The sequence below is a fragment of the Halobaculum saliterrae genome (assembly GCF_009831625.1).
GTDB lineage: Archaea > Halobacteriota > Halobacteria > Halobacteriales > Haloferacaceae > Halobaculum > Halobaculum saliterrae.
The window spans coordinates 180,947-207,361 of sequence record NZ_WUUS01000002.1; the positions used below are offsets into that span (position 1 = coordinate 180,947).

Sequence of the window (26,415 nt, forward strand, 5' to 3'; positions counted from 1 at the left end):
AAGACTCTACTCGGGAGCGGAATTTTGCGCGATCTCGGGTTCCGAACGGTATTTCTGCCGACTACCTGTATTGGATAGTATTGTATATATTCCCCAAAACCCTTAATTAGCACCGGTGCATACGTACTGGTGATGGCAACTGATACTGCATCCGACGCTGGCACCGCGTCCGCGACTGAACCGCTGTACGTCGACGGGCAGTCCCAACTCGACGACATCGTCGCAGAGAACGATGTCGTCCTTACGGACTTCTACGCCGACTGGTGTGGGCCGTGCCAGATGCTCGAACCGATTGTCGAGACGCTTGCCGCCGAGACCGACGCGACTGTGGCGAAAGTCGACGTCGACGCCAACCAGCAACTCGCCTCCGCGTACGGCGTCCGAGGGGTTCCCACCCTTGTCCTGTTCGCCGGCGGCGAACAGGTCGAGGAAATTGTCGGTCTCCAGGGCGAAGACCAACTCCGAACGCTCATCGAGACCTACACCGAGTAAATGACTCAGGATACCCACGACCTCGTTATCGCCGGGTCGGGAGTAGCTGGCCTTTCGGCGGCGGTCTATGCTGCGCGGGCCGATCTCGACCCTCTCGTCCTCGAAGGCGACGAGCCTGGCGGCCAGCTCACGCTGACAACCGACGTCGAGAACTACCTCGGCTTCCCCGACGGTGTTGGCGGCATGGAGCTCGTCCAGCGCGGCAAAGAGCAAGCTAAGCAGTTTGGCGCACGGTTCGAACACGGTCGCATCGAGGACGCGGACCTGGACGGCCAGCCGCTGGAGCTATCGCTGTCGACCGGCGACACAATCTACACGCGGTCGCTGATCGTCGCGACCGGCGCGAGCGCCCGCTGGGTCGGCGCTGAGAACGAGGACGAACTGATGGGTCACGGGCTGTCGACGTGTGCGACCTGTGACGGCGCATTCCACCGCGGCGACGACGTCCTCGTCGTCGGTGGCGGCGACAGCGCGATGGAGGAGGCGTTGTTCCTCACGAAGTTCGCCGACTCCGTGACGATCGTTCACCGCCGCGAGGAGCTGCGTGCGTCCGAGATCATGGCCGAGCGTGCTCGTGAACACGATGACATTCAGTTCCGCTGGAACACAGAACTCGAAGCTATCCACGGCTCACAAGAGGAGGGTGTTACCGGTGCGACGCTCGTCTCTCATCCCGACGGATACCCTCGAAAGAAGGCCGAGTCTGGTGTCGACGTTGAGCGAGAAACGGTCGACGTAGGCGGCGTGTTCTACGGCGTCGGCCACACGCCGAACACGCAGTTCCTCGATAGCACCGGCGTCGAACGGGACGAGAGCGGCTACATCTTCACGCAGACCGACGACGCTGGGCGGCCCACAGCCCAGACGGCCGTCGATGGGGTGTTCGCTGCTGGCGACGTCGCTGACCCCCGCTATCGGCAGGCGATCACGTCCGCCGGCACCGGAAGTATGGCTGCCCTCGACGCCGAGGAGTTCCTCGAGACACTCGATAACGCAGGCGAGTCGACCGCTACTGCGAATTCCCGTCCGGAACAATCTGCACCTTGATATCCAAGCTCACAACCACAATCGCTCGCGGTACTGTTGGTTCCATCTTAGTGAGTGCATTTACTGGGATCGCCACAGCACAGGCCGGCAGTGGTCACTCCGGTGGGATGGGTGGAATGAGCGGCGGAATGGGTGGCTTCGGCTGGTGGCCACTTCTCTGGTCACTCATCCTACTGAGTGTGCTTCTCATTGTCGGCTACGGGATTTACACACACGGGCGTCCCCCGGCTAATGAGCAAACTCACACGGATACTGCACTGTCGACGCTACGTTCCCGGTACGCTCGTGGAGAGATCTCCGAAGAGGAATTCGAAGAGCGTCGTCGCCGACTTGAGGAGTAATTTGCGGACAACCGTTCGCCCAGATCCGCCTCTTGTGATGACTACTGTTCCTTATTCGAATGACGCGATGAGTAGCCTTTGACGACGTCGACGAGTTCTTTTGGCGTTCGATTGCTGCACCTCAAACGGTCACGAACCACCCCCGAATCACCTGACTCCTACGCGGCGGGATAGAGCGTTGACCCACTGCTATCGAGCTCGCAAAAGTGACCAACGACGTTGTTAGATGCCTCTGCCTCGGCGTCGCGTTCGACCGCTCGGTGTCATCGCCAACGCCGAAATAAAGCAGGGCGTGCGTGTTCTCCTGGATCCGCGTCCGCGCAAGGTCGGCACTGTTCTTACGATTACGAACCGCGAGGAGCGGTTGGACGCCGAGTTAGCGGCTCGATGCCGGGAGCACAGCTCCAGGGTGCTACTGGTAGTGCTGTTCGAGGTGGTTGACGATGTCGTCGCTACCGTACACAGTAACAGCGTGGTCGATGTCTACGAGGTACGGAATTTGGTCGTTTCCGCCGGCCACCAACTCGTCGTGTGTGAGTTCGTTGGTCACGTCGCCACCTTGGTCTCCAGGGAGTCGCGGGTTGTGGATGACATACGAGACGCCGAACTCGGAGAGCTTCTCGCGGACCTTGCCGGAGTGCGGACAGCCTTCGGACTGGTAGAGTTCGAGCATCGATTAGAACAATTGATGTGAGCGCGCTAATGTGTGGCTCCCAACGGGGGTACTGCAGAGCGTAGCGATGCCAGAACGGCAGTTTGCCTTTGTAAACGGAATAAGGATGCCTATCGCGAGTGTCGGAGTGGATATAATATTACTCCTCGACACAGAAGCGTGCGCTGGCGCGACTATGGAATGCGCCCAGCGCTGGCGGAACATTATGAGTACCTGATCGACGCCCGAATCGACAGTGGGAATACTCAGATACGTATCAACACTGGCGGTCGACGGATGAAATCGGGCGGTAGTCGTACGACCGTCTCGCACCAGCGTGTACGTCCTACGGAGAGATCAATACGCCACATCGCCGAGCAATATTTGCTGCTATCCCTGACGGCGCTGTTTCGGCTCGTTTGCGAGAAAAACGGGTGCCACAGGGCTATTCTGTCAACTAGCATCGGATCGGGTCCTCACTGAAAGACGTCCTGCTTGCCAACGGTGGATGATATATCACGCCAGAGCGGCTAAAAGCGCCAATGAATGTAGACAGCTCCGGCGTCTCACGACGCGACTATCTGGCAGGAGCCGGCACCGCAGCGACACTTGGCTTCAGTGGCTGTCTCGGCCTCGGCAGCGGCGACGAGCTTACTGTCGCCCATATGCCGATCTTCCCAGACCTCCAGTGGTACGTGATGGAAGAGGAGGGCTATCTTGACGAGATCGACGCAGAGATCACCGGGCGCGAATTCACCGACGGGCCGGCGATCGTCCAGGCGTACGCCAGCGGCGAGCTCGACGTGGCGATGTTCGGAATCGTTCCATCGATGATCGTCATCGACAGGGGGATCCCAGCGAAGGTGACTGCAGCAAACATCAAGGAGCCGATGGCGATCATGGTCCACGACGATCTCCGCGCCATGTGGGACGAACACGGCAGCGACGCGTTTGCGGTCTGGGCGGAGGAGCGCGGCCGGAAGTTCCGCTTCGGCACCTTCCCGCAAGGATCGGTCCCAGACGTACTCCTGCGCTACTGGCTCCAGCAAGAGGATATCGACGAGTCGACCGTCGAGATCACCGAGATCGGCGGCGCAAACGCGGTATGGCAGGCGATCGCGAACGACGAAGTCGACGGCACCTCGATTATGGAACCGGTGCCGACCCGCGCGGCGCAAGCGGATGTCCCCGTTAGGACGTTCAGAACTGCCGCCGAGGTGATGCCCGGCCAGCCGGCCGCGGTGACGCTGATGAGCGACGAGGTCCGGTCGTCGGACGTCGCTGGGCAGTTCCTCGAACAGCACGTCCGGGCGACGGAGTTCATCGAATCCGATCCCGACGCGACCGCCAACATCGTCGAGTCGGGGATCGGGATGGCAGCCGACCAAGCGCGGGCAGCGCTTGACGGGCCGCTATCGAACTTCGTCACTGATCCGCGAGGAATCGAGAGCGGCACCGAGATCTTCTCGCAGTTCGCGAACGAGAACGGCCAGATCGACGAGCAACTCTCGCTCGACCAGATCTTCGACTACAGCGTCTACGACAACCTATGACCGGTGTGACGAGGGTAATCGACGATGGCTATTGACGTCGGCGACGAGGTCAACCACGGGGACGACGTCGGGTTGTCACTGTTCGACGTCGACCCACGGCGGGCGATCCGTGGGGCCGTCGGAGTCGCCGTGTTCTTGGCCCTATGGTGGCTCGTCGCCCTGACCCAGCCGACCTACGTGTTACCGACGCCGCTGATCGTCGCCGAAACGTTCGTCGTCGAAGCCGCCTCCGGCGCCATGCTGACGGCGCTCGGCAGTAGTATCGTCCACTGGTTCCCCGGCGCTGTGATCGGAACCGGACTCGGCATCGCAGCGGGGGTCGCGCTTGGATGGAACTCGTACCTCGACGACGTCTCGGCCCCGGTCGTGCGCGTGCTCCGGCCAGTGCCGCCGTTGGCGCTCATCGGCTTCGCAATCGCGTGGCTGGGGATCAACCACACGGGCGCCGCGTTCATTATCGCCGTCGGCGCGTTCTGGATCAACTTCTACGCGGCCTACGGCGGGGTGGAGGGCGTCTCCGACGATCTCCTCGACGTGGCTCGCAGCCTTGGGGTACAGGGTGACCTTGAGCTGATCCGGTCGGTGGTCCTCCCAGCATCGCTCCCGGAGATCACCACCGGGATCCGGACGGGGATCGGCCGGTGTTGGATGCTGGTCGTCGCCTCCGAGATCTTCGGCGTCCCGGGGATCGGTCGGGAGATCCTCCGAGCCTCCAACAACCTCCGGGTCGATGTCGTCATCACGTACATCCTGGTATTGAGCATCATGTTTCTGATTGTCGACACTGGCTTTCGAGCGATCCAACGGAGGGTGCTAGCGTGGCGCTGACAGACTCCAGTCGGCGGCGTCCGCGGGTCAGCATCGAGGGCGTCGGGCGACAGTACGATAGCCCGCAGGGAGTTGTCCAGGCGCTTGAGGGAGTCAGTTTCGGCGTCGAGGCCGGCGAATTCGTCTGTATCGTCGGCCAGTCCGGTAGCGGGAAGACCACGCTGTTCCGCATCATCGCGGGGCTGGAAGACGCCACTTCGGGGACGGTGTATCTCGGCGGCGACCCTGTCGAGGGGCCCGGACCGAACCTTGGTCTCGTCTTTCAGGAGTACCACCTGTTCCCGTGGCGCACTGTCGCAGGCAACGTCGGCTTTGGTTTGGAGAAGCAGGGCGTCGACCACGAGGAACAGGAGCGGCGAGTACGCGAACTACTGGAGTTGGTCGGACTTGACGGCTTCGCCGACAGCTATCCGCGTGACCTCTCCGGCGGCATGAAACAGCGAGTGGCGCTGGCACGCGCACTCGCTGTCGACCCGGAGCTCCTCCTGATGGACGAGCCGTTCGGCGCCGTCGACGCACAGACCAAGCGAATGCTCCAGAACGAACTACTCGACATCTGGTCGGAAACTGGCAAGACGATCCTGTTCGTCACTCACGACGTCGAGGAGGCAGTCAAGCTCGCCGACCGAGTGGTCGTCATGGCCACGGACCCAGGACGGGTCCGAGAGATCGTCGAGATCGAGACAGAGCGCCCGCGCTCCCGGTCGGACACGTCGTTCGGCGAGTACTACGAACGGATCATGAAGCTCATTCGGGCCTAGGAGCGCCGCATCGGTGCGAGGGACGTCCGAACCAGGGCTGTGGAGACTGCGCTCCTTACGGACATCAACTGAGCTCGAACCATGATCGAATAACTGTGCCGCGTAATGGGATTGCGCTCGTCGGGACCGGTTCCATCCGGATCGCGCAGTCCACGCAGATCGGATGGGTGACCCGTTCGCCCTGTCCCTAGGTGTGGGCCTCGCCAGTCTCAGTGCCGGCGGCGCGTCGCAGAACGCGTAGCCGACGGGGGTCTGCTGCATCACTCGCCTTCCGCGTCGGCGTCGCGGCCGGCCGTCCAGCCACGGTGGAAGACGGCCAGTTGTGTCGTCGAGTCGAATGTGTTGCCGCTCGGCTCGCGAACCAGAACTTGATCCTCGGGAATCGGAGTGACGATGTTGCTGAGCAAACAGGACTCGAGCCAGAGGACTACGAGCGAGAGGTCGTCGTCGATGAGGATATAGAAGCTGCCATCCGATCCTCGTGCAACTACGGATGATCCAAGGAGTCGATCACGTGCGGTACACGTCATCGGTGGCGTCCTGCCCTGGTAACCTGACAGTTGGTGTGTGGCGCGGTCCGTGACCAGGCGTCCCGATCGTCGCCGCGATCCGTCGCTCGCGAGGTACACTCACGAGTAATCGACCCACGCAAGTGGGACGGGGAGTGCGAGCAACTGCATCGACGAGCGAGTGTGAGGTGTGTTGGAGCCGTCTGTGTCAGTGTCAGCGGGCTCGGCTGACAGGGGAGTCGCGGAGGCGGGCTACCACCAACTGTCAGCCACTCTGGGGTGCTTCCTCGTCTGTGAGATACACCACAAGTCGGTTGCGTCCCCGGCCACCTGTGTCAGCAACCACCTTCCGCGCTGAGTCACTCGCGAGCGATTCGAGCTTCTCGAAGACACGTCGGACTTCCGTCGAGGTGAGCTGTTCGTCGCGTTTCAGTCCGAGCTTCTCTTTGACGGTGGCTGCGGTGATGGTGATCCGCCGCCCGTAGGCATCGGTTGCAGTCTTGCCCCACTTGCCGAGATGACTGAGGAGGTCTCGACAGCGATGGTGCACTGCGTACACGCGATCGGTGATGTCGCGTGGACCATACTTGAGCAGGCGTGTGATGCGGTCTTCGTCTGCACCGCCGAGGGTGTCGTCAGTGTCGATGCCGACGGAATCGGCGACGGATTCGACGATCCGACGGAGACGGGTCGTCTCATGACGCTGGCGTCCATCGGTTGCTTGCGTTTCGTCGGCTTCGGTGGGGTGGGCTTGGAGACAGTCGATGAGCGAGCCGTGTTCCTCGAGGAACGCATCTTGATCATCGGTGAGGTAGCCGCTCTCGTCGCCGACAAGGAGTTCGTCGACCCATGAGAGGTGGCGGTCGTGTTTGATGTCGACCGTGCGCTCGAGGCTACTGACGCGTTCCTCGAGGTCGGCTGTGGGAGTCGTGCGTGCTTCGAGTTCTTCGACGCGGTCAGTGAGGTCGTCGATTAGCTGGTGCTGCTCGTCGATGGTCTCGCGTTGCTCCTCGATCACGGCCCGTTGCTCGCGGACGAGGTCGGCCAGCTCCTCACTCGTGGGCTGTGCGTCGGTGTCGATCTGATCAGTGTTGTCACTCATGGTGTCGGTGTACGGTGGTTTGTTAGCAGGCGAACGGCGGACGCGGTGGTGTCGCGCGGCTACTCGTAGTTACCCCACTGCGGCGTCAGTGTGCACTCAGCGGGCTGTTCGCCGTCTCCAGGCTCGAAGCGCCCGATCGCCCAGCGGGCGTGCGACGCGATATCGACGAGAGACTTTGGTACCACAGTCGTTTCCTGGGGCAGCGTGCAGACGATCTCGTCGTCATCACCGTCTGCATCGGTGACCGGGGTCTGGGATTCGAGGACAGCTGTGAATTCTTGGGTGGATAGCGTTTCATTGACGACCTGATAGGCGGTCCACCGATCATAGCTTTCGCGCACCAGCACTAGCGACGACCGCGGCTCCCGGACAAGTTCGCTGAGGCGGCGGTTCACCTCCTCGACGCTCATGTCTAGGTCGGCTGCGCAGGTGACCGCCGAGAACTCGGTCGGGAACTCGAAGGTGTCGGTGAGGTACTTCCAGATCTCTCGTTTGTCCTGCCAGCTGCGAGTTCCATGAATCGTCAACGAGTCGAGTGGGGTGTCTTCATCGGGGCACATGAGGCCATCAGGGGTGCTGGTGAGCCGGATGCGGTCTCCAGCTTGCGTTTCGACGATCACGTCGCCGCCGCGAATCGCAACGACAGTGACCGGGTCGTCGCGACCGTCCCACGTGAGGACGTAGCTCTCACAGAGGTCCTCGAAGGTGAGTGGGGCGATCGCATAGGGTGCGGCGGGTGTGGTCATTGGGTCGAGTGGTGGGCGCGCGCGAACGCGAGTTGCATGGCTTGACGGATGTGATACCGTGCGTCGGCGTCTGCGGTCAGGTGGAGGGCCTTCCCGAGGCAATCTGTGAGTGGGTCTGCAGCGAGTGGCCCAGGGAGTTGACAGTCACAGGGGCCGGCCCGGACGGTGCCCGGGCCAGCGACCGACAGAGACCTGACTGGGTCGCCGCAGTTGGGGCAACTCGGGGCGGAGTCATCGACGTCGTGAATCGAGGAATCGGGGATACTTTCGATGTGGGTGTACTCCACGTGGAGGAGCTGTTGGCCAGCGTCGGTGAGGACGTACTTCGTGTCGGTCTGTCTGAGCAGGCCCTTCTCAGTAAGGGCGGTGAGTGCCTCCTCGTCGGGATCGGGCTCAGGGTCCGTCTCAGTAGGAAGGTGGCTGCTGCCCCGTGTGAACGAGTGCTCGGGTTGCTCACTGCGGTCGCGTTCAAGCCGGTCGATGAGCGACAGCGTCGTGCGTTCGGTGGCGGTGAGGTCGGTCCAAGCGATGTCTTCGGGGTCGACGTCGTGTGAGTTGGTCATTGATCGGCCTCCGTGAGCGGGTTATGGGTGTCGTGGCTGGCGCTGACGGGGTCATGTGCAGGTTGTTCGTCGTCGTGTCCGGCACGTTGAAGCCGGGCGAGGCGTGTTGTGCTCATGTCGCTTGCTGGAGCGGAATTGACCGTTCTACCGTGGTTGCGACCCCACGCGGCGGTTCGGTGGGTCTAGCACCGGATCGCCACAAACCGTGGGCGATGTGTAACCCGCGTAGCGTCGCATGTTGATTTCAAGATAGCCCCTACTTATAGTTGTTCCGGCACTACTATAGTTCCGGGACAGGGCTATAAATTCGCCCTTCTTTTTGCAAACGTGTGAGAAATCAGTAGCAAATGCCGGGTCCGAAGCCTGACGTTCCCGATCAAGAAGTGCTTCGAATGATAGCTTCGGCCCCAGACCCTGTAGTTACGTCGAGTGAGCTTGCGGAGGCTCTGGACATGTCCCAGCAGGGAGCCTACAACCGGCTTTCCTCGCTGGAAGAGAAAGGATTCGTACGAAGCAGAAAGGTCGGTGCGAGCGCCCGAGTATGGTGGATCACTGATACGGGTCGAAGTGAGTTGCCTCCTCTTGGAAGCTAATCGTCTACAAACCACCAAACGACTGCGTTGGCACCTACTTTCCGTTTCTTCACTACGCCTTGCTGGTATAGGCGGTTCAGTCGCTTGTAGCTCGCTTGCTGAGAGATCTCGAATTCGTCCATGAGATCTGAGGTAGTCATCACTGGACAGTCGAGTCTCCGAAACAATTCTTCTACGCTGGTTTTGTCTGAGCTGGTGGTTTCCACAGTACTCATACATGCCTATTGATTGTTCCGGGACAAAGGATTTATGGATGTGCCGAAACAACTTCGCAACGAGAACTTCCATCCCAGATTGGTGCCTTGACGGCGTAGGTACCCGCGTGCTGCAACACGCGGGCGATGGTTGTTCTCAGGAGAGAACCAACCGATGTCAGATACGACTTCCAGCGGTGAAAACGGTACCGACGACTACCACATCCCAATGGCAGCGAGGTGGTCGGTGTGAGTGCTCGCGTCTACGGCGTCACCTGCGTGGGCTGCGGCTCCATGATGCTTCGCGGGAAGGGCGATGCCCAGTTCTGCTCGCGTTGCGAGATCGAGCACGCAGTTCCTGCAGACCGATGAGTAACTGCCGCGTTGAGCAGCGCCGGCAGGCCGATCGACTCGCCGACACGCTCGCGTTGAATCAGTCAGTCGTCGCCGTCGACGTGCTCGCTCCTGGTGTCGGTGCTCGCGATGGCTGGGTCGTCGAGGCGATGTTGGATCGCGCGTCGATTCCGACCGGTGTGTTGCGGACGCTGGCAGCTGGCGGCGCGATTGTGGTGGATGCGAGTCCGCAGGGGCCGGAGAATATGATCGTGACGGCAACGATCTGAGTCGGGTGCTGATTCGATTTTTGCTGGTCTTTTGAGTACAACGAAACAACGACTGCTGGTGACGGGGAACAGGGTGAATCTGACCGGTGAATTCAGGACTAGAGTGGACTACGGAGACGGCCCTGTTGACTAGTGTCTTAGATATCGGTGATGATATTATAGTCTTGTGGACAAGCTTTGGGGTGAAGTTCTTGCTGTCGATGTCTGAACGGGATTTTATATACTCCCCACTACCTGTATTCGATAATGAGTGACTCGTCGGACGACTATACACTTGAGGATGCGAAAGACGAAGTCGGAATTCTTCGCCGTGTAACCGACGACGTCGTCGAAGCGATCCGGAGTGCAGAGAACGAAGACGTACTAGAGTTCCTAATCGAGGACGAGAAACTCGACGTGATCCACGACGGGGAGCGTGGTCTAGGACAGGTACGACGTGCCGTGCTTGAGTCGTCGCTGGCCTCAGACCGGCTTAAGCGCGTCGTGAGTCTCCGCGGTGACGAAACGCCCGGAGAGATACTCGTACCGAAAGACGTGGAGCGCAACGCAAAAGTCGCGCTTAAATCCGGTAAGCCGGTCGTCCTGTACGGACCAACCGGCACAGGGAAGACGACATTCGCCAAGCAGCTCGCGCGTGAGACCGGCATCGGGTACACCCTCAACACCGCGACACCGTCGTGGACGCCGTCGGACATTATTGGAGGAATCAGCCCGGACTACACTGGAGACTCGCTAAGCTACCGGACGAAACTCGGTTGCGTGTCCGAAGCCGTTCAGCGTGCTCGCCGGTTCGACGTTGAGTACGGCGTCATCCTCGACGAGATCACTCGGGCGGACATTTCGAAGATCTTCGGTCCCCTCTACACCGCTATCGAGAATCCACACCAGACCATTTTCGAGACTGACGAGGGGGAGACAATCGAACTTGACGAACGGGTGAACATCATCTGTACGATGAATATGTCCGATCGGACAGTGAACGAACTCGACAACGCGATCACCCGTCGGTTCGCTATGATCGAACTGGACGAGTACGAGGAAGATAAGCGCCGACAACTGTTCAAAGACTGGATCACTACGCACATCACCGACCACACAGATCTCGGCGAAACCCAGATTCTCCGTCTGTTCGAGCGAGACTATCAGGGGATCAATCACGGCCACGAATCGACGTCGCAGGGATCGATTATGCGCTTCGGCCCGATGCATTACCGCGACATCGCTGTCTTCCTTGGAGTCGGCTGTCGAGAAGGCGGGGAGTACGAGTACGACCAGACAGACGCCGTCGGACAGGCGTTCCGGACGTACATCGTTCCGCGACTCCTGAACGCCGCCGCGTTCCCACAAATCGAGCGAATCGCGGAGCACTACCGCGCGATGAACGGCGAGTTCGAGGAGTTCGATCTTTCCCCTGCTGCTGAGCTGGCCGAACGAGAACTCGAACAGGAACGACGCCAGATGGGCTCCTACGAGTAATGAGCACCGTTGACGAAGTCTACGAGTACGGGCAGGACACCTTCAACGTCCCCGAGCGCGGGGAGATCCGGATAGAGGGCTGCCCGTCGTCCATCGGGGACCAGCTTCGTCGCGCGTCCTTCACACAAGAGAGTCCCGGCGTCTTCACGAAGAGCCAGGCAGCACTCGACGGTGAACAGGAGTACGAGGTCGTCACGGTTACCATAGACGGCGACGAGAATGAGGTACTCCACGTCGAAGCGACGGACATCATCGGCGTCGTGAGCCTCACACCGTCGTCGAAGGTCCAGGTCGATCCGAAGATCGACTGGGAGTACATCTTCGATATGCTGCTGGCCGTCTACGACCAGAATCGGTCCATCGAGTACCACGGGATTCCGCTCCAGGACTTCCTCTCCGACGACATCCATCTCGACGATGTCTTCGTAGTGCTGGCGATCAACTACCTCGACGGGTTAGAGACGATTCACCGGCAGGGGTACATCCGTGACTTGGTCATCCGCCGGCTCGACAGTCTCGACGGGCGTGGAGAGATCGACGTCGAACAGACACTCCTCAACCACGCGCGCGGGACGCTGGAACCACATTGGATCCGCAACGAGACCGAGTACGACAACGCTGCGAACTCGCTGCTCCACTTCGCTGGTAAGACGTTGCTTCGGCTCTTCCGGCAGAACTCCCACGAGAACGATCACCCCGCGTACGACCGCATCTTCTCGGAAGTTCACCGAGAGGTGGAGCGCCTGGAGAGTATGGGTGTCAGTAGCGGGTTAGACCGGATGGACGCGTATCGCCGTCTCTCGCTCAGCGACCTTCCGAAGCAACGACGGTACTACCAGAAGGCGTTCGACGTCGCCAAGGCGGTGATGTCGTCGTCGCTCGGCCAGCAACTCCGCGACGGCCCGCGAGAACTGGTCGTGGACTACGTCCTGAATATGGAGTCGCTGTTCGAGCAGTACTCCCAGGTCGTCATCGAGCGCGAACTCTCGTACATCAAGTCTTACGACCACCTCGGTGACCTTGACGACGTGACTCCTGTCCGGTCACCGTCCGTGAATCCGTTCGAGGGTGAGGGACAGATCTACCACGAACCGGACCACGCGCTACAGGAGGGCGACGAGACGCTGGCAGTGTTGGACTCGAAGTACTACGCGGAAGGCCACGACCCGGTGAAAGAATCGCCGTCCCGGTCACGGCTGTTCAGCTACGCCTATCTCCTCCATTCTGATCGGCTTGCGTTCCTGTGTCCGCTTCTCGAACCGAAGCGTCGCCGAGTCACCCAAACTGGAGCCGAACTGCAGATCGTCTCACCCGAGCAGGAGTTCACTCTGGACGGATACGGCGACGTCGTCCAGAACTATCTACACGAGGTACTCGTCACGAGGTCACCCGAACTCGAAGCCTTTCGCGCTGTTGCCGAGAACCGGCTGTGCCTCGACGGCGTCGAAGAGACGGATCTGAACGACGCGAAGTCGATGGGTGGTCCGTTCACGTTCAAGGACGCTCGGGACTTCTCGCTCCGCGTCCTCAAGGCTGCCGCCGACGAGCATTCGTGGGAGGTCCGCAATCGGTACGACTTAGAGCAAGACGGCGACTGGACGCGAGAACAGATCGAAACGCGCTGTGAACAGCGCTACGAACACACGACGACGTGTGTGCCCGTGTTCTGCCGTGAGTACGGGCAAGAGTGGATCGACCTGTACTTCCTCCAGAACGGATCCGGTGAGGTAGAAAAAGAAGGGCCTCTAAAGCTACTGTAGTGACTCAACTCAGCTCATCCGAAGTCGCCTAATGAACTCTGGTCTTCGTCGAACTCTTCGATGACCTTCCTCATAGCCTTGATCTCGATCTTCCGGTCAATCGCTTTTGTTCGGTATTTCTCCTGCAGATTCTTCAGTACTGTTTCGACGGAACGGCCTCGTACCCGGTAACGATAGAACTGCTCACCCGCCGTGAGTTCGGTTTCTTCCTGGTCGATGGTCGTGACCAGATTATCCGACTCTAGTCGGTCCATCAGGCCATCGTAAATCCGTGTACCAATCTCGTTTGCGTTGTAATGGGGGAGATGCCGCTGAGATGTTAGGATGTTGTGTAACTCTGTGTCAGTGAATTCTCTCAGCGGATTTTCGTTTCTGATTCGCTTCTTTAGAAGCTGCGAGAGCGCCGCTTCCATAATGTGGAAGGTGTGCGAAGACGGGAAGAACGATGGTGTCGCCTGCCTCTCCTTTGTGATTTCGACACCCGAGTTCAGAACATGAGTGAGTTCACTGTCGTGCGTAGCCTCGGAACGAGTTCGGTTGTCAAAACTGGTGAAGAGATCAATCCGTTCACCCTCCTTGAGGTAGTGCCACCTCCACACGTAGACCTGTTCCCGAGCGTCACCGTTCTGCTCCTCGTGCTCAATTCGTTGCGCTAATTGTTCGTCAAGGTAACCGGGAACACAAATTGCTGTTTCGAGCTGCTCGATCTCCATCCCGATGTTCTCTGAAAGTTCATCACGGTATTCCCGGACCGCGTCAGCTGCGTCATAGATTTGGGTTAGAGCGTTCCCCGGTGAGGAGAGGCTGGTCTTACATTCGACAATGAGCGCGAGGTTCCGATCAGGATTACAGAAGATGGCATCAGCATTCGGCTCATTATACTCAGACAGTGGTTCTGCTCCGTGAAACGTCCAGCCCGTCTGTTGTTGAACAGTACCGTTCGGGAGGAACGCCGAGATTGTAGACGTAAGGAGATTGTCGTGCTTTCGAGCGTTTCGAATCCCTGCCTCAACCTCCTTTCTCGCGTTCTCAACTACCTCGTCATCACTCTGGAGTTCATCTTCGTACTCTGCCTTTCGTTCCTTGTAAGAGGGAACGCGGTCGATGATAATCGCGTATTGCTCGCGGACCTCTTCATCGTCCAACTCACCGACCGTCATACGCTATGCTGGTGCTAGTTCGGCGCTCTCATCGACGCTGTCTTGGATGAACTCGTAAAACCGGTAGAAGGTGCCGAGGTCGCTTTCATCCTGTGGGAAGATCCTGATTTGGTCCTCGTTTGCTTTGATTCGGAACGTGCTGTTTTTGACTTGGTCGATAACCTCGGTGGTGAAATACAGCGAACCCTCTTCGGAGTAAGATCCAACAAGCACGTAGTCCCGATCCTGCATGCTATCCTTCAATCCGTCAAGTTCGTGATATCGGATCCGATTGTTTAGTGTGATTGCTGCTGGCTCGGAGGTAGGGACTTCGAGCTGGGCAGAAGCTGTAATCATCTCGAAGTCGGTGCGCTCGTACGCCTGCTTCACCTTGAGCGCTTCTTCGATGCAGGTTTCGATGTGCTTGAAGAGGCGCTTCAGGCTCCCGTTCTTGAGCTTGAACACGCCCTCGTGATTGATCCGGAAGCAAAGATCACCGGGGACGTTGAACTCCATAATACGGGGGAGCACCCCGTAGTGTTCTTCCATCTCACGAAGGCTCTCAAGCCCATCTCTGCCGTAGTAATTGATCGTGCGCCACTCCTCGGGTCGGAATCGTGCACTTGTATCAGTGCGCTCTGTCCGCTTGGCTACGAACTCGGTGATCTCAGTAGCGGGGTCCTCGGAAACGATCTTCTCCCGGATATCTTGGAGGAGGCTAGGACTGATGTACAGGTAGTGGACACCGGGCTTGTTCTCAAGGAATGGTTCGATAGTATTCTCTACCTCCTCGGTCTTCCGCATGTCCGTGTAGAATAAAATGACGTTATCCTCAACGTCGTAAGAGAGGTAGAATTCCGCTGGCCGGTCACCGCCGTAGTCACAGCGAATCTTTTGAATTCCTCCGTAGTTCTCAACGATATCGTAGCCGTTATTCCTGAGAAGGTTGAGGAAATCTTCTCGGGAGTATTCAGTCAGACCGGCGATTACGTAGAGATCGTTCTCGATGAGGGTGTCGTAATGTTCCGCCAGGTAGTGATTGAAGCTCACCCGGTCGGGGAACTCCTGCGGTTCGACTTCGAAGACACCCATTTGTTTCGTCTCTTATCTGGAGCGTCTAATCAGTACCGGTAAAATAACAGTTGTGTCTCAAATCTGATTACCGACTAGAACGGTGCGACGAGCCAGTCACCCTCTTCTTTCCGTTCGAGTTGTGGACCGAAGACCTGCTGTAGGGAGTGCAGCGCATCGTTATAGCGGAGGTCGTAGGTCTTCCCGCTTCGGTGGAACGTCCCTTCGACGACAAACTGGACGGTCGGGCTTTGATATTCCAAGTCGTTCGCTCGTCGATCCATTGCACGAGCGAGCTCTTCTGCCACGTCGCCGTCCTCGAACGCGTCACCCAGTCCGACGACGCTGACCTTGTCTGGTACGTCGTCATCTTCTAGGCGCTTGACGAACTCCTCGACCGGCATCTGGTGGTCGAACACGTCATACTCGCCTTCGACAATGATGTTGTATCGTCCGGGTATCTGGCCTGGTCCTGCCATTCGTTAAAATACGTTTCTCGTCGGCTCATTAAGTAACTGTGCTGTCAGACGCACGAACTGGGGGAGAAAGTATTCAACGCGAACTGACGTTTGTCATCGTATGTTGGCAGAGCCCGAGGAACTGATCGCACTCCCGTTCATCATCGTGGTCGGCATTGCACTCGTCGCTGCTGTCTGGATTGGCGGTAACGGCGGCGATGTCAGCTGGATCTCTAACGTGGTTCAGGCTCTCGCCCTACCCGCAATCGTCGTCGGTCTGCTTCTCGCGGCCGGTGCTGCGCTCATAAACGCACTCTGACTTTCCGTAGGCACACCTGTCGGTTCACGGGAAGGCATTGGTGAAAACGAAATTTATCGAACGTGACATCGGCGGTACCGTCTGTCTGAATCACTCGTGAGCGAGTTCATCGTAGATCTTCTCGTAGTCTTCGAAGTCCGGCCTCCCGAGGAATCGGATGAGATACCACCGGGCCTCCTCGGCGGACATTTCGGGAGGAGACGATCCTCGGCAGTTCGTTGAGGTCCTTAGTCAATAACTGAGGGTCGCTACTCGGGTATCTGTTTTACTGTTACAGTATCAATGCCGACTGAATCAGGATCAACACCGATGAAGTTGGTTTCGTTGGTTAAGATGCGTGCGGTGATGGTATCGACACCAACTTCGTTGAGAAGCCGCTTCAGTCGGAACTCCTCAGGATCGTTCGGGATCGCTTCCTGCGAGTGGTTCGGTGGGTCATATGCTTCAATAAATTCTGTTAGGCGGTACGCTGTGGCGAGGATCGGCGCGTCTTTCGGTTCCATATCACAGACAGCTGCGAGCGTCCTCGTCGTCGCGTGGTTCCGAATTGCGTGTACATCTACTCGGAACCGATTCGGATGAGGAACAACCGCAGCAGGAGTCTCGCTCAACGTGGTCAGATGTTCCCAAGCGATGTCAGCGCCCTCCTCCCCTCGGTTTCGTTCCATCACCTGATAGAATTCGGTTGCGACGTACCGAGGGAGAAACACGATACGTTCACCCTGCAGAATTTCTTCGTGAATTTCAACGGCCCACGGCTCGGCCTCGTTGGCCATATAGACCAGTAGTTGTGTATCCAGAACGTCCAGCGTAGCCTCCATCGAAAAGCGAGCTATCGGGGTGTGGCGGATTCGTACCGCTCGTCATCGTCCGACGAAACGTCACCGAAGTCTCGACCAGTTACGACTGGATTCGGAAAATCGACTTCCCTATCGGGAAATCGAATGAACTTCTTCGGATCCAGATTTGCCTGAGCATAGTAGACCTCGAACGCTCGCGCCCAATCTATGTCGAGAGCTGCACCGCGGCTGCGTGCCCGACGTGCACGCTCCGCTGTCTCATCGGATGCGGACAGATCGCGTTCGAATCGGTCGGCTAGTTCCTTACTCATGCTCAAGCCCTCTACAGTACCGTGTACTTAGTCCCGGCTCAAAAACCTTCGGTCGTGCCCGAACCGGAGATACTGAGCTACAACCGTCGTCAGTAGCTCGTGATGTCTCGGTCCCCGAGCACCCGCGTGTACGTGTCGTCGCCGGTCACATCGGCGAGCCGTCCCGCGAGTTCGCGCAGGTCGTCATCGACGTCCCACTTTTCGACGTAGTTCTGGACGGCCTGTCCCTTCTCGTAGCGGTAGCGGAGGAACTGAAGCTTGTCGAGATTCGAGAGGTGGTCGCCGCCGTCGCCGTTGACGCGCTCCTGGATGTACGCCTGTCGCTTCTCGTTGTCCCAGGTGCCGAGTTCGAAGCCGTCGTCCTGATTGTACAGGCGCATCTCCTTGAGTTCCTCTGGCGTGGCGTTCGTCCCGCGGCAGAGCTTGTTGACGTCGTCGTAGGAGACGTTCGCGGTGTCGAGCAGGTCGATGAAGACGTCCTCGACGCCGATGTCGCTGGCCTCCTGAATGATGCCGTAGATTTCCTGGACGACCTCCTTCGCGCTCATGATGTCGCCATCGCGCTGCACCTTCTCATGGTGTTTGGAGTACTCGCGGAAACACGCGCCCATCTCCATCACGCCGATATCGCCCCGTGAGAGGTCACGTGTCTCTTCGAGTTGTTGACGTGTCCGCCGGGCTGTGCGGTAGATGTCACGCCTGAGGGAGTTCCAAGATACCGGTTCTGTTTCATTAATTGGACGCGCCACAACTACAATATCGAATGAAACAGCCTCACCTTTTATGAACTTTTGAATGTCTGCACTAATCGGGTACGTTGCAGTAACTATGAAACCAGAGTTACAGACAGAAGTAAGTAGTTCTCCCCAAGAATCGGAATCACTGTGGTGGTATGTGAATGTCAATACCCCATCTTCTTTCAAACTGTCTCTGAGAACACTAAATGCCTGCCCCAGTTCGGTCTCGAACTCTTCTGCCCCTTTGTTTAGAGCAGGATTAGCAACAATACTCTCTTGTCGTGGCGTCATCTCTGGCTCAAATTCTTTGTACTCGTCCTTTAGAAGGACTCTTTGCCACACATAAAAGAAATTTGACAGTTCCGAGTAAATAACATTATCGTAATACGGTGGATCTGTGATTATCGCATCATAGTCTGAATCTGTAGACATTTCCCTCATATCTCCACATGTAACCTTGCAATTATTACCAAGAGGCTGACTGAACGGTTCAGTCTCGTGAGTTTCACCGTTTTCAATATACCTTTCAGTGGGAGCATTCGAATATTCAACTCCAGACACTACCATATCCCACATCGCTGAAAAGCTACCAGCACCATATTCTGATCCCCATACATTTATTTCAACTGGAAGAACCGGTGGTTCAAAAGAGTTTGATTTAAACAGATTTGTTGCTTTGTTATACGATGCTTGGTATCCACTCATCATATTGTTATAGTTCAAAGATTCTGTCAGGGCGAGCAGGAGAAATTCAGATGTATTTTGATTTTCAATTTCATCTATAGATTTCATTATTTTTGCTAGCGACAATAACTGGCGAGAATTAAACATATCTGTCCAGTTATTGAAATTATGTTGGAAGACGTTATTGCCGGTCACAGACGAAGACTGGCTTCCATCAACAGTTGCAGTAATAGCCCCCTCAGGGATAGATTCTTTGGGGACATATTCTTTTAGCACTTCAGATCTTTTCCATTCCTGATTTGCTTCTTGTACCAACTTCAAATCGAAATCATCTACACTCTTATAATTTTTATAATCGCGTCTATCTAGCCCCTCTTCATCACAGGTACTACAATAATATTCGATAGCACACAGCTGTTGATTATACCCTCCTTGTTCTTGAATTGCGTCTGTAACCCGATACTTTTGACCACAGTCAGGACAGCTATAATTACCTCTATTATAATTTCCTTCTTGCGGCACAAAACTAGCCGCACAGTCGTTACATGAGGTCTGGCTTCTCCAGTCCTCCGTATGTACTATTGAATGACAGTCTGGACAGAGTACTTGATAACCGTCTTGCCCATATCTTGATTTCCCCAACCGGTAATCTTTAAAAAGTGATACAGTATTTTGACAAGAAACACAATCTAATTGACGGACCCAAAAGAAATACATAACATCTGCTTTATGATCCCCATTCGGACATTCGGTTTTATAGTAACCTTGTATATCGTCAGCGACTTCGTCTTTCACTCTATCAAAAGCTTCGTTTAGATCTTCAACATTTGTTGTCCCTGCATCAATTTCTTTGCTTGTTATATACCATGCGACTGGGTTCAAATCATTACCGTGGCATTCAACACCAAAACGAGAAGCTTCGATGAGTGATGTGCCGCCACCCATAAATGGGTCCAGAATCTTCTTGTCCTCAACGCGAACGTCTTTTGAGTAGAGTTCCCACAGACTCTCTGGATCCGACATATTGACTCCGTCAATGACCGATGCGATATCGACGGTTTCGTTCTCGGCTTTGTCGCCGTAATCTGCTAGTGTCCCACTCTCATGACCGGGTTCAAACACCGAGACCTTTTCCGGATCGTCAAGCAGGCTGTAAAGAGAGATGGCACGGAAGACGCAACCGAGTCTTCGTGCCCACCACTTGTGCATCGTGTAGTTCGGTCGGTAGTACATTTTTGCCCGACCTTCTTTCTCAGCGAGTTCGTTGACACGCTCAATGGGGAATCCACGCTCAATAGGGAGTTCCGTCCGCTCCTGCTGGCCCTGTGAAGATCCAGATTGCTCAGACATTATTCAGTATGTAGAAGCGATAACCCAGCAGCCTCATAAGTGTACGTTCTTCGCAGTAACGTCTCAGTGAGCGATCTTCATGGGGTGTCTCGAAAGGGGAACGAACGTCGAGGAAGTCGCCTACTCCTCTTCAGAGACGAGCGTTTCGAGGTCAGTCACGTTCTGGATGGCGGTGGACGCCAAGTCATCGTGACCTGTCTCGATGGCGTAGCCGGCTGCTTCAGTCATCGCTTGGACCACTCGTTCCACGAACAGCGAGTCATCCGTGACGTACTCTCCAGCCACCTGTAGTGCTCGCCGGCTCTTTGTCAACGGTACTTCGGTCACTTCCTCAATCTCACTGATAATCTCTAGCGATTCGTCGATCTTCTTCGCTCGGTCGATTGCCATTGTTTGCATGGGTTGAACCCGAACAACTACAACCGCCACCCCTTTTAAACCTTGAAGTCAGCTAGCTTATGTTCCCCACAGGAGTTTGCTTAAATGCGTGGTCGGGGTTTAAATCGCCAGAATTTAGCGATTTGCTACTCCGGAGACGACTGGAATTCGAGCGAACCCGACGTGGCAAAGATACCCGAAACCCCGCGTCAGGCAACATACCTCCTAGTCGAGAGGAATCGATTTCGATGAATGATTCGTAATAGCCCCAGGGAATCGTGAACGACGTGCGTTCGGGATAGGAGTGCATCAGAGATACCATTCAGTCCAGACCCGACACCCACTGGCAATCGCTCGAAAACGGTGGTCGCGCCACGCGTAGCGATCAAAACGGATGCTGCTGTCCGCTACTGGACACCATTTATCATACCATCGCTGGAAGATCTGGCTATCGATGAAAGCGGACACACTCGATCTAAAGGACATCTTTCGGAAAGACACGCGGTACGTCGTTCCACGATTCCAGCGGCCGTACGTGTGGAAGGAGGAGGAACACTGGCAGCCCCTGTGGGAGGACCTCCAGCTCGTCGTGAACGAGCTGATGGATCGGCAGGCGGATGCAGATACCGATCTCGAACGACAAGAGGCCCAACAGGACACCTCTCCGCATTTCTTGGGTGCCATCGTCCTCGACCAACAATCGACGCCGACGCAGAAGCTGGAGACACGGGAGATCATCGATGGGCAACAGCGGCTGATTACGCTCCAAGTCTTGTTGGCGGCTACACATTCCGTAGCGAAGGACTTCGAAGACGACGGATCGGCGTCCTTGGTCGAGAAGCTGATGTACAATGACAAGGACCTCACGAGGACGGAGACAGACCGACTGAAGGTCTGGCCCATCGAAGCCGATCAGGACGCGTTCATAGACGTGATGACTCTTTCTGACCCGGAGTCTGAGCACGCCGAACTCGACGGCGACGACAACTTGGAGGAGTGCTTCCGGTACTTCAGGGATGAAATTCGAGAGTGGGCTGAGTCCGGAAACGAATCCACCGAGGAACACCTGGAAGCGCTCGTCACGACGATGTGGCATCTGCTCCGCGTCGTCGTCATCGACCTCGAATCCAACGACGATGCACAGGTGATCTTCGAGACGCTGAATGCTCGTGGAACACCGCTACTCGCAGCCGATCTGATCAAGAACTACCTCTTCCGGGAGGCCTCCGTTCAGCACAACGACCCAGGTGAACTGCACGACAAGTACTGGAAGCAGTTCGACGAGGACGAGTGGCGCGTCGATGTCTCTCAAGGGCGTCTTGACCGTCCGAAGATAGACGTGTTCATCATGCACTGGCTCACGATGGAGATGAGCCAGCAGGTTCGCGCGAAGAAGCTCTTCCCGGCGTTCCGAAAGTACCTCGACAGGACCGACCACTCTGTCGAGGAGATCGTCAAGGACATCGACTACTACGCGTCCATCTACGAGACCATCTCTGAGCCAGACCGTGGGTCTCGGGAGGGGATCTTCTTCCATCGGCTGGACATCCTCGACACAACGACACCGTATCCGGTTCTGCTCTGGATCTTCGGCCACGAGGATATCCCGAAGCAACAACGCGTGAAAGCCGTCGAAGCCATCGAAAGCTGGCTGATGCGTCGGATGCTTTCTCGACTGACGTCGAAGAACTACAACAAGATATTCATCGAACTACTGGACGAGCTTAAGGAGCGAGACGACGAGCCCGTCGGAGACGTTGTCGTCCAGTTCTTCCGGAGCAAAGAGGGCGAGAGCGACTATTGGCCTGGTGACGAGAAGCTGACGGACTCGATGGTCAGTATGGAATACTGGGCCGTCATTAACCAGCGACGCCTCAAGATGGTGTTCGCAGCCATCGAACGTGAGTTACGGAACACCGGATACAGCGAAACGGTGGAGTTCACGCAGGACCTGGAGATTGAACATATCCTTCCGCAAAAGTGGTCCACACACTGGTCGCTTCCGGGTGAACGACCTGCCGAAGTCGAACGAATCGAGCGCGACGAGGCGAAGAACCGAATCGGGAACCTGACGATCCTCACCGACAAGCTGAACCCCTCTATCTCGAATGCAGCCTGGGACGACAAACGAGAAGCGATTCAGGAACACACCGTCCTGCGTCTGAACAAGCACTTGGTTACGGACTGGCCCGACGAATGGAACGAGGAGACGATTGCCGAGCGTGGCGAGTGGCTCGCTGCGCAAGCGAGTGACGTTTGGCCGGAACCAGACGCAGAGTACTGGGACAGGTAGACTCCGACAGACCATTTCCCACCGATATCGTCGAGTTAGCAAGTAACCGAACAGGCTATTCGGTATGCTGCGGATGATCCAGTATGACTGACTTGCTCGAAATACGAGACGACGGAGAGTTCGTGATTTCTGGAACGGTGAGTCGAGATGAGCTTGAGGCGGAACTGACACCGCTGAATCCGCGCAGTTTGTTCGATAGACGACTGAAAACTGTTCTGAGGGATATGCTGGATGAGGCGGACGGTGACGAGATCCTCGTCGAGGCGTTAGTCAGAAACGGCGATACTGAACCGTAGAAGACGCGGCTACTTCTGGAAGCTGATCTCGATCTTCAGACTTGACGCCTCTTCCGGCATTCGCTCGAAGAGGTCTTGCACCTTCGTGTAGTCCTGTTCGGATCGCAACGTCAAGCTGACCTGTGTGCGCTCGACGTCGGCGGTCCCCTGAAGAGCACCGGGAACACCCTCCCTGTCGGGCAGCATGAACGTGACGTCGCCGTATTCGACGCTCCCCGTCTGGTGGTCGTTCCGCCACTTGCTCCGCATCGCGGCGACGTCGTCGCCGTTGTACTCGAAGCGCCACGTGTCAGCCTCCGTGTCGGCCTTCCGGAACGGGTAGCCAGGCACCCAGTCCGAGGCCTTGTCCGACCCGGTCGTGTTAACCACGTACTCCGGCTCCTCGTCCTTCCCGATGTTCTCCAGCAGGTACGTCCGCACCATGTACTCAGTAACGCTGTCGTCGAAGCGGTCGGTGACCTTGTTCACGGTAAACTGGTCACCCGGATCCAGATCCTCGATGTACGAGAGTATCTGGTCACCGATCCGGTCCGATACTGTCGGGACGATCTTCACCGTCGTCGGCTCACGGTCGCCCAGCGATGCCAGATACCTGCCGCCCGCCTCCAGTACGTAGTCGTCAACGAGGAACTCGTTGACCGCCTCGCGGGCGACGGACTCGGTCTCGTCCGGTGGGAGGAATACCGCTTCGTCCGCACGTATTTCGCCGATGATCGTGTCAAGGTTCGCGTAGCCGTCGTCGTCGATGTGCGCTTCGATTCGGTCCACGAGAGAGGACGCGCCGATGACCGTCGCGCTCCCGACATCACGGACCGTGGCGTCGGACTGCGGCTTGTCGAGGATCTCATTGCCGCGCACGATGACGTACTGATCCTCGCGGTTCAGGCGACCGATAGCTCGCATTACGACGTCGTGGCTGTCGCCGTCGATCCAGATCTCGCCGTCTTCAACGAGTTCCAGTTCAAAGTCTCCGATATCGAGCGCGGTCGTCCCGCTCCCGAAGCGCTGTCGGAGTTCCTGTTCAACGTCATCGACGCCCCACACGTCCACGTCGTCCTGCTGGACGAGCACGGTGTCGAGCGAGCTTCCGGAGAGATCGTCACGGAACCCGCCCGAGTCACGCGCCAGTACCGGCTTCCCATCGAGCGCTTCGACTGTCGCGTTCAACACGTCGTTCGCGCTTCCGGGGATCGGGAACTCCGGGTCACGGAGGAACTGTTCGTAGATGTCTTCGACCGAGATCTCTCCGCGTCGATCCAAGAGGTCTTCAGCGATCTCCCAGACGTGTGACTGAAGATCGAACGGGTCAGCAGCCGCTGAATTCCCGATGTTCGTCGCGTCGAGTTCGGCGTCGACGAGGACGAAGACATCGAGATCCATCGGCTCCACTTTCGCCCACTCGTCGTCATCCAACAGGTTATCCCCATCGAGCACCTCGCCGTACAGGAGTTGAAGCTCTTCACGGAGTTCGTTCTCCTCCTGCTCCTTCATACTCTGAATCGACGTCCGGATTTCGTCATCGAGCGACTCGTCCGCGAGTACCTGCCGCGCACCCTCGATATACCGCGCCTTGTCGATGTAGCGTGTGCCTGACTCGATGGCCTTGTCGCCCGAAGGTTGGACGAACACGAGCGTGTTGCGCCACTCGCGTCCGCGGCCATCGTTGGTGATGACCTTCTTCACTTCCTCCTGGCTCCACTGGCTGTCCTTTACGACGATTTTGACGTCGCGGTCGTCCGGGATGTCTCGCATGTCGTTTGTCCGGAACCCGACCGGGTACGCGTTCGAGCCGAAAATATCCGTGATGAAGTCCGCAATCTCGGCTTTTGCCGATGTCTCCGACACGTCCACGGCTGCGTTCCGGATGAGCGCGTTGGGGTTCTGTCGGTCCCGGATGGCGTACTTCCCGTTGAGCTTATGGAGGTGCCACGCGACGCCGTGCAATCGTTCGAGGTTGAGGACGACGTCGGAGACGAGGTCACCAGTCTGGTAAGCACCCATCACGATCTCTGATACCTCCGCGCCCTCACCTTCGCTCGGCTTCAGTGAGTACAGCAGAATCGTGTTCAGTATGCGCCGACCGTGAGGCACTTCATCGGTGTCAATACGGCTTTTGATGTCCCCGGTGGCGGCGTTCAGCCGTTCGTAGTTGATCTTCGCCAGTTCGTCTTCGAACTCGATGGCGTCGATGTCGCCGTGCGTGATCAGGTCCGTCTGATCCTGCATCTGCAAGAGGACCTTCGAGAAGAGGTAGATCATCCCGCGCGTGTTCTGGTTCCCCTCGTCGGCGTAGTAGCGCGTCTCAAGCGCATCCAGAAGCACGGGATGGAACGGGTAGAGGTCGTGCATCTCCGACAGCAGGTCGTCAGGCAGATCGACGTGCCCCTCTGCCTGATCGTACGCGTCGAAGTACCCATTGACGATCTCGCGGGCAGCACTCTCGTCTACGGAATCGATCAGGCGGTGGCGGAGGACCTCGCGCTTGTCCACCTGGTTATTCATGTTGACCTCGACCGCCTGTTCCCGATTCAGAATGTCGTGAACCTCGGACCCTTCGCGAAGCACCGAGACAATGGTGTAGAGTTCGAGATCAGAGAGCGCCGTCGATTCGAGCAGCGACTGGAGGAACGCTTTGTTTGCGCTCTTGCGGTCGCCCTGCAGCGTGTCGAACCAATCCTCCAGCTCGTCCACGAAAAATGCGACTGTGTCGTCGCCGACGGCCTCCTGAATAGTCTGCATATCGGGATACCCACCCGAGTTGAACGTTCCAGGGTCGTAGTCGAGCGCCTCGAAGAACGGCTCCCAGAGGTACTCGTACTGTTCGTTCTGCATCGCAACCGTGATCGGCGTCGCCGACTCCGGAAGTGCAGCGTCGAACCCTTCGACCGAGTCATTCGCCCACGTTCCTGCCGCCGCGGGATCATCGAAACAGTGGTACAGCGCCACCATCTGGTGAGACTTCCCACTGCCGTACGGGCCGTAGAGAATGTGTGTCCCGCGTGGATCGTCGCCAGTGAGCGAATCACGAAGGATGGCGAGGGCCTCTCGAAGGCCCTGTGTCATCAGCGTCCGCTCGAAGAAGAGGTCCGCATCAGACTCGAACTCCTCGTCGTCGTCAACGTTGTAGAGTTTTACCTGTCCATCGATCTGCCCTTCTTCTCGAAGCTCACGGCTGAGGGTCACCGTGTCTTCGAGAGTGTTTGATAAGGATCCCGTCTGTGCCATCTTGATACTTAAACAAAGTTCAGTGGCACCCAATAAACACTATGGTCCCAATGAACAGAGCCGGAGGCTCAACAACAGTACTGCGTACCGATCCACGATTGTCGGTCACAAAAC

Annotated in this window: 25 protein-coding genes and 1 pseudogene; 13 read left to right on the plus strand and 13 right to left on the minus strand. The window is 57.3% G+C overall.

The annotated features are described in order from the left end of the window. Positions 1-132: 132 nt before the first annotated feature. From trxA to GRX01_RS19570, 3 genes are all read left to right on the plus strand, one after another. Positions 133-492, plus strand: coding sequence for a thioredoxin (trxA, locus tag GRX01_RS03770; RefSeq protein WP_159663580.1), 360 nt, complete (start codon positions 133-135; stop codon positions 490-492). Then, positions 493-1,539, plus strand: coding sequence for an NAD(P)/FAD-dependent oxidoreductase (locus GRX01_RS03775; RefSeq protein WP_159663582.1), 1,047 nt, complete (start codon positions 493-495; stop codon positions 1,537-1,539). A gap of 128 nt (positions 1,540-1,667) precedes the next feature. Then, complete coding sequence (locus GRX01_RS19570; RefSeq protein WP_394351368.1) at positions 1,668-1,880, plus strand: SHOCT domain-containing protein; 213 nt, start codon at positions 1,668-1,670, stop codon at positions 1,878-1,880. Between the two features lie 412 nt (positions 1,881-2,292). Here GRX01_RS19570 and GRX01_RS03785 read toward each other — a convergent pair whose 3' ends face one another. Next, positions 2,293-2,553 (minus strand): glutathione S-transferase N-terminal domain-containing protein, encoded by a 261-nt coding sequence (locus GRX01_RS03785; RefSeq protein ID WP_159663586.1) that lies wholly within the window; start codon positions 2,551-2,553, stop codon positions 2,293-2,295. 521 nt (positions 2,554-3,074) lie between these two features. On the opposite strand from GRX01_RS03785, the gene GRX01_RS03790 reads away from it, so the two are divergent. The 3 genes from GRX01_RS03790 to GRX01_RS03800 are packed head-to-tail and all read left to right on the plus strand — an operon-like array spanning position 3,075 to position 5,674. Further along, positions 3,075-4,085 (plus strand): ABC transporter substrate-binding protein, encoded by a 1,011-nt coding sequence (locus GRX01_RS03790; protein WP_159663588.1) that lies wholly within the window; start codon positions 3,075-3,077, stop codon positions 4,083-4,085. Between the two features lie 24 nt (positions 4,086-4,109). After that, positions 4,110-4,913: an ABC transporter permease gene (locus GRX01_RS03795; protein WP_159663590.1), complete on the plus strand. Its 804-nt coding sequence runs from the start codon at positions 4,110-4,112 to the stop codon at positions 4,911-4,913. Next, positions 4,904-5,674, plus strand: coding sequence for an ABC transporter ATP-binding protein (locus GRX01_RS03800; RefSeq protein ID WP_321167898.1), 771 nt, complete (start codon positions 4,904-4,906; stop codon positions 5,672-5,674). The genes GRX01_RS03795 and GRX01_RS03800 overlap by 10 nt, the downstream gene beginning before the upstream one ends. Positions 5,675-5,795: 121 nt before the next feature. On the opposite strand, the pseudogene GRX01_RS19690 reads toward GRX01_RS03800, so the two are convergent. The 5 genes and pseudogenes from GRX01_RS19690 to GRX01_RS03820 form a co-directional block, all read right to left on the minus strand. Continuing rightward, a pseudogene (locus GRX01_RS19690) lies at positions 5,796-5,935 on the minus strand (DUF7558 family protein); the annotation flags it as partial. Next, positions 5,935-6,204: a hypothetical protein gene (locus GRX01_RS03805; protein ID WP_159663592.1), complete on the minus strand. Its 270-nt coding sequence runs from the start codon at positions 6,202-6,204 to the stop codon at positions 5,935-5,937. The pseudogene GRX01_RS19690 and the gene GRX01_RS03805, both read right to left, overlap by 1 nt. A gap of 244 nt (positions 6,205-6,448) precedes the next feature. Next, positions 6,449-7,201, minus strand: a complete 753-nt coding sequence (locus tag GRX01_RS03810) for a hypothetical protein (protein ID WP_159663594.1) — start codon at positions 7,199-7,201, stop codon at positions 6,449-6,451. A 143-nt stretch (positions 7,202-7,344) separates the two neighbouring features. Continuing rightward, complete coding sequence (locus GRX01_RS03815; RefSeq protein ID WP_159663596.1) at positions 7,345-8,031, minus strand: hypothetical protein; 687 nt, start codon at positions 8,029-8,031, stop codon at positions 7,345-7,347. Beyond that, complete coding sequence (locus tag GRX01_RS03820) at positions 8,028-8,594, minus strand: hypothetical protein (RefSeq protein ID WP_159663598.1); 567 nt, start codon at positions 8,592-8,594, stop codon at positions 8,028-8,030. The genes GRX01_RS03815 and GRX01_RS03820 overlap by 4 nt, the downstream gene beginning before the upstream one ends. 347 nt (positions 8,595-8,941) lie before the next feature. On the opposite strand from GRX01_RS03820, the gene GRX01_RS19575 reads away from it, so the two are divergent. From GRX01_RS19575 to GRX01_RS03840, 4 genes are all read left to right on the plus strand, one after another. Continuing rightward, positions 8,942-9,187, plus strand: a complete 246-nt coding sequence (locus GRX01_RS19575) for a MarR family transcriptional regulator (protein WP_394351365.1) — start codon at positions 8,942-8,944, stop codon at positions 9,185-9,187. 562 nt (positions 9,188-9,749) lie between these two features. Beyond that, a complete protein-coding gene (locus GRX01_RS03830; RefSeq protein ID WP_159663602.1) occupies positions 9,750-10,004 on the plus strand; it encodes a hypothetical protein in 255 nt (84 codons plus the stop codon). Between the two features lie 246 nt (positions 10,005-10,250). Then, the gene (locus GRX01_RS03835; RefSeq protein ID WP_159663604.1) at positions 10,251-11,480 is read left to right on the plus strand and encodes an AAA family ATPase; all 1,230 of its coding nucleotides are present in this window, start codon (positions 10,251-10,253) and stop codon (positions 11,478-11,480) included. Then, positions 11,480-13,240, plus strand: a complete 1,761-nt coding sequence (locus tag GRX01_RS03840; protein ID WP_159663605.1) for a 5-methylcytosine restriction system specificity protein McrC — start codon at positions 11,480-11,482, stop codon at positions 13,238-13,240. Before GRX01_RS03835 ends, GRX01_RS03840 begins: the two co-directional genes overlap by 1 nt. 14 nt (positions 13,241-13,254) lie before the next feature. On the opposite strand, the gene GRX01_RS03845 is transcribed toward GRX01_RS03840, so the two are convergent. The 3 genes from GRX01_RS03845 to GRX01_RS03855 all read right to left on the minus strand — a co-directional run bounded on the left by GRX01_RS03845 (position 13,255) and on the right by GRX01_RS03855 (position 15,929). Next, positions 13,255-14,400, minus strand: coding sequence for a hypothetical protein (locus GRX01_RS03845; protein WP_159663607.1), 1,146 nt, complete (start codon positions 14,398-14,400; stop codon positions 13,255-13,257). 3 nt (positions 14,401-14,403) lie between these two features. Then, a complete protein-coding gene (locus GRX01_RS03850) occupies positions 14,404-15,471 on the minus strand; it encodes a hypothetical protein (RefSeq protein ID WP_159663609.1) in 1,068 nt (355 codons plus the stop codon). A gap of 74 nt (positions 15,472-15,545) precedes the next feature. Next, on the minus strand, positions 15,546-15,929 hold the full coding sequence (locus tag GRX01_RS03855; RefSeq protein WP_159663611.1) for a hypothetical protein: 384 nt from the start codon (positions 15,927-15,929) through the stop codon (positions 15,546-15,548). Positions 15,930-16,029: 100 nt separating this feature from the next. Here GRX01_RS03855 and GRX01_RS03860 point away from each other — a divergent pair, with 100 nt between their 5' ends. Continuing rightward, complete coding sequence (locus GRX01_RS03860) at positions 16,030-16,227, plus strand: hypothetical protein (RefSeq protein ID WP_159663613.1); 198 nt, start codon at positions 16,030-16,032, stop codon at positions 16,225-16,227. 248 nt (positions 16,228-16,475) lie between these two features. Here GRX01_RS03860 and GRX01_RS03865 read toward each other — a convergent pair whose 3' ends face one another. From GRX01_RS03865 to GRX01_RS03875, 3 genes are all read right to left on the minus strand, one after another. Further along, a complete protein-coding gene (locus GRX01_RS03865) occupies positions 16,476-17,048 on the minus strand; it encodes a hypothetical protein (RefSeq protein WP_159663615.1) in 573 nt (190 codons plus the stop codon). Between the two features lie 379 nt (positions 17,049-17,427). Next, a complete protein-coding gene (locus GRX01_RS03870) occupies positions 17,428-20,109 on the minus strand; it encodes a DUF1156 domain-containing protein (protein WP_159663617.1) in 2,682 nt (893 codons plus the stop codon). Between the two features lie 120 nt (positions 20,110-20,229). Further along, on the minus strand, positions 20,230-20,499 hold the full coding sequence (locus GRX01_RS03875) for a hypothetical protein (protein WP_233740849.1): 270 nt from the start codon (positions 20,497-20,499) through the stop codon (positions 20,230-20,232). A 442-nt stretch (positions 20,500-20,941) separates the two neighbouring features. Between GRX01_RS03875 and GRX01_RS03880 the strand changes: the two genes are divergently transcribed. Both GRX01_RS03880 and GRX01_RS03885 read left to right on the plus strand, forming a co-directional pair. After that, a complete protein-coding gene (locus tag GRX01_RS03880; RefSeq protein ID WP_159663621.1) occupies positions 20,942-22,780 on the plus strand; it encodes a DUF262 domain-containing protein in 1,839 nt (612 codons plus the stop codon). Positions 22,781-22,863: 83 nt separating this feature from the next. Beyond that, on the plus strand, positions 22,864-23,076 hold the full coding sequence (locus GRX01_RS03885) for a hypothetical protein (protein WP_159663623.1): 213 nt from the start codon (positions 22,864-22,866) through the stop codon (positions 23,074-23,076). Positions 23,077-23,085: 9 nt separating this feature from the next. Here GRX01_RS03885 and GRX01_RS03890 read toward each other — a convergent pair whose 3' ends face one another. Continuing rightward, positions 23,086-26,301, minus strand: coding sequence for a DUF499 domain-containing protein (locus GRX01_RS03890; protein ID WP_159663625.1), 3,216 nt, complete (start codon positions 26,299-26,301; stop codon positions 23,086-23,088). Positions 26,302-26,415: the final 114 nt, after the last annotated feature.

Coding starts and splice junctions, on each gene's coding strand:
- GRX01_RS03860 (WP_159663613.1), top strand. CDS start 16,030: ATGTTGGCAGAGCCCGAGGAACTGATCGCACTCCCGTTCATCATCGTG.
- GRX01_RS03815 (WP_159663596.1), bottom strand. CDS start 8,031: ATGACCACACCCGCCGCACCCTATGCGATCGCCCCACTCACCTTCGAG.
- trxA (WP_159663580.1), top strand. CDS start 133: ATGGCAACTGATACTGCATCCGACGCTGGCACCGCGTCCGCGACTGAA.
- GRX01_RS19575 (WP_394351365.1), top strand. CDS start 8,942: ATGCCGGGTCCGAAGCCTGACGTTCCCGATCAAGAAGTGCTTCGAATG.
- GRX01_RS03880 (WP_159663621.1), top strand. CDS start 20,942: ATGAAAGCGGACACACTCGATCTAAAGGACATCTTTCGGAAAGACACG.
- GRX01_RS03820 (WP_159663598.1), bottom strand. CDS start 8,594: ATGACCAACTCACACGACGTCGACCCCGAAGACATCGCTTGGACCGAC.
- GRX01_RS03845 (WP_159663607.1), bottom strand. CDS start 14,400: ATGACGGTCGGTGAGTTGGACGATGAAGAGGTCCGCGAGCAATACGCG.
- GRX01_RS03775 (WP_159663582.1), top strand. CDS start 493: ATGACTCAGGATACCCACGACCTCGTTATCGCCGGGTCGGGAGTAGCT.
- GRX01_RS03865 (WP_159663615.1), bottom strand. CDS start 17,048: ATGGAGGCTACGCTGGACGTTCTGGATACACAACTACTGGTCTATATG.
- GRX01_RS03870 (WP_159663617.1), bottom strand. CDS start 20,109: ATGTCTGAGCAATCTGGATCTTCACAGGGCCAGCAGGAGCGGACGGAA.
- GRX01_RS03785 (WP_159663586.1), bottom strand. CDS start 2,553: ATGCTCGAACTCTACCAGTCCGAAGGCTGTCCGCACTCCGGCAAGGTC.
- GRX01_RS03790 (WP_159663588.1), top strand. CDS start 3,075: ATGAATGTAGACAGCTCCGGCGTCTCACGACGCGACTATCTGGCAGGA.
- GRX01_RS03840 (WP_159663605.1), top strand. CDS start 11,480: ATGAGCACCGTTGACGAAGTCTACGAGTACGGGCAGGACACCTTCAAC.
- GRX01_RS03850 (WP_159663609.1), bottom strand. CDS start 15,471: ATGGGTGTCTTCGAAGTCGAACCGCAGGAGTTCCCCGACCGGGTGAGC.
- GRX01_RS03890 (WP_159663625.1), bottom strand. CDS start 26,301: ATGGCACAGACGGGATCCTTATCAAACACTCTCGAAGACACGGTGACC.
- GRX01_RS03835 (WP_159663604.1), top strand. CDS start 10,251: ATGAGTGACTCGTCGGACGACTATACACTTGAGGATGCGAAAGACGAA.
- GRX01_RS03855 (WP_159663611.1), bottom strand. CDS start 15,929: ATGGCAGGACCAGGCCAGATACCCGGACGATACAACATCATTGTCGAA.
- GRX01_RS19570 (WP_394351368.1), top strand. CDS start 1,668: ATGGGTGGCTTCGGCTGGTGGCCACTTCTCTGGTCACTCATCCTACTG.
- GRX01_RS03830 (WP_159663602.1), top strand. CDS start 9,750: ATGAGTAACTGCCGCGTTGAGCAGCGCCGGCAGGCCGATCGACTCGCC.
- GRX01_RS03885 (WP_159663623.1), top strand. CDS start 22,864: ATGACTGACTTGCTCGAAATACGAGACGACGGAGAGTTCGTGATTTCT.
- GRX01_RS03875 (WP_233740849.1), bottom strand. CDS start 20,499: ATGGCAATCGACCGAGCGAAGAAGATCGACGAATCGCTAGAGATTATC.
- GRX01_RS03805 (WP_159663592.1), bottom strand. CDS start 6,204: ATGACGTGTACCGCACGTGATCGACTCCTTGGATCATCCGTAGTTGCA.
- GRX01_RS03795 (WP_159663590.1), top strand. CDS start 4,110: ATGGCTATTGACGTCGGCGACGAGGTCAACCACGGGGACGACGTCGGG.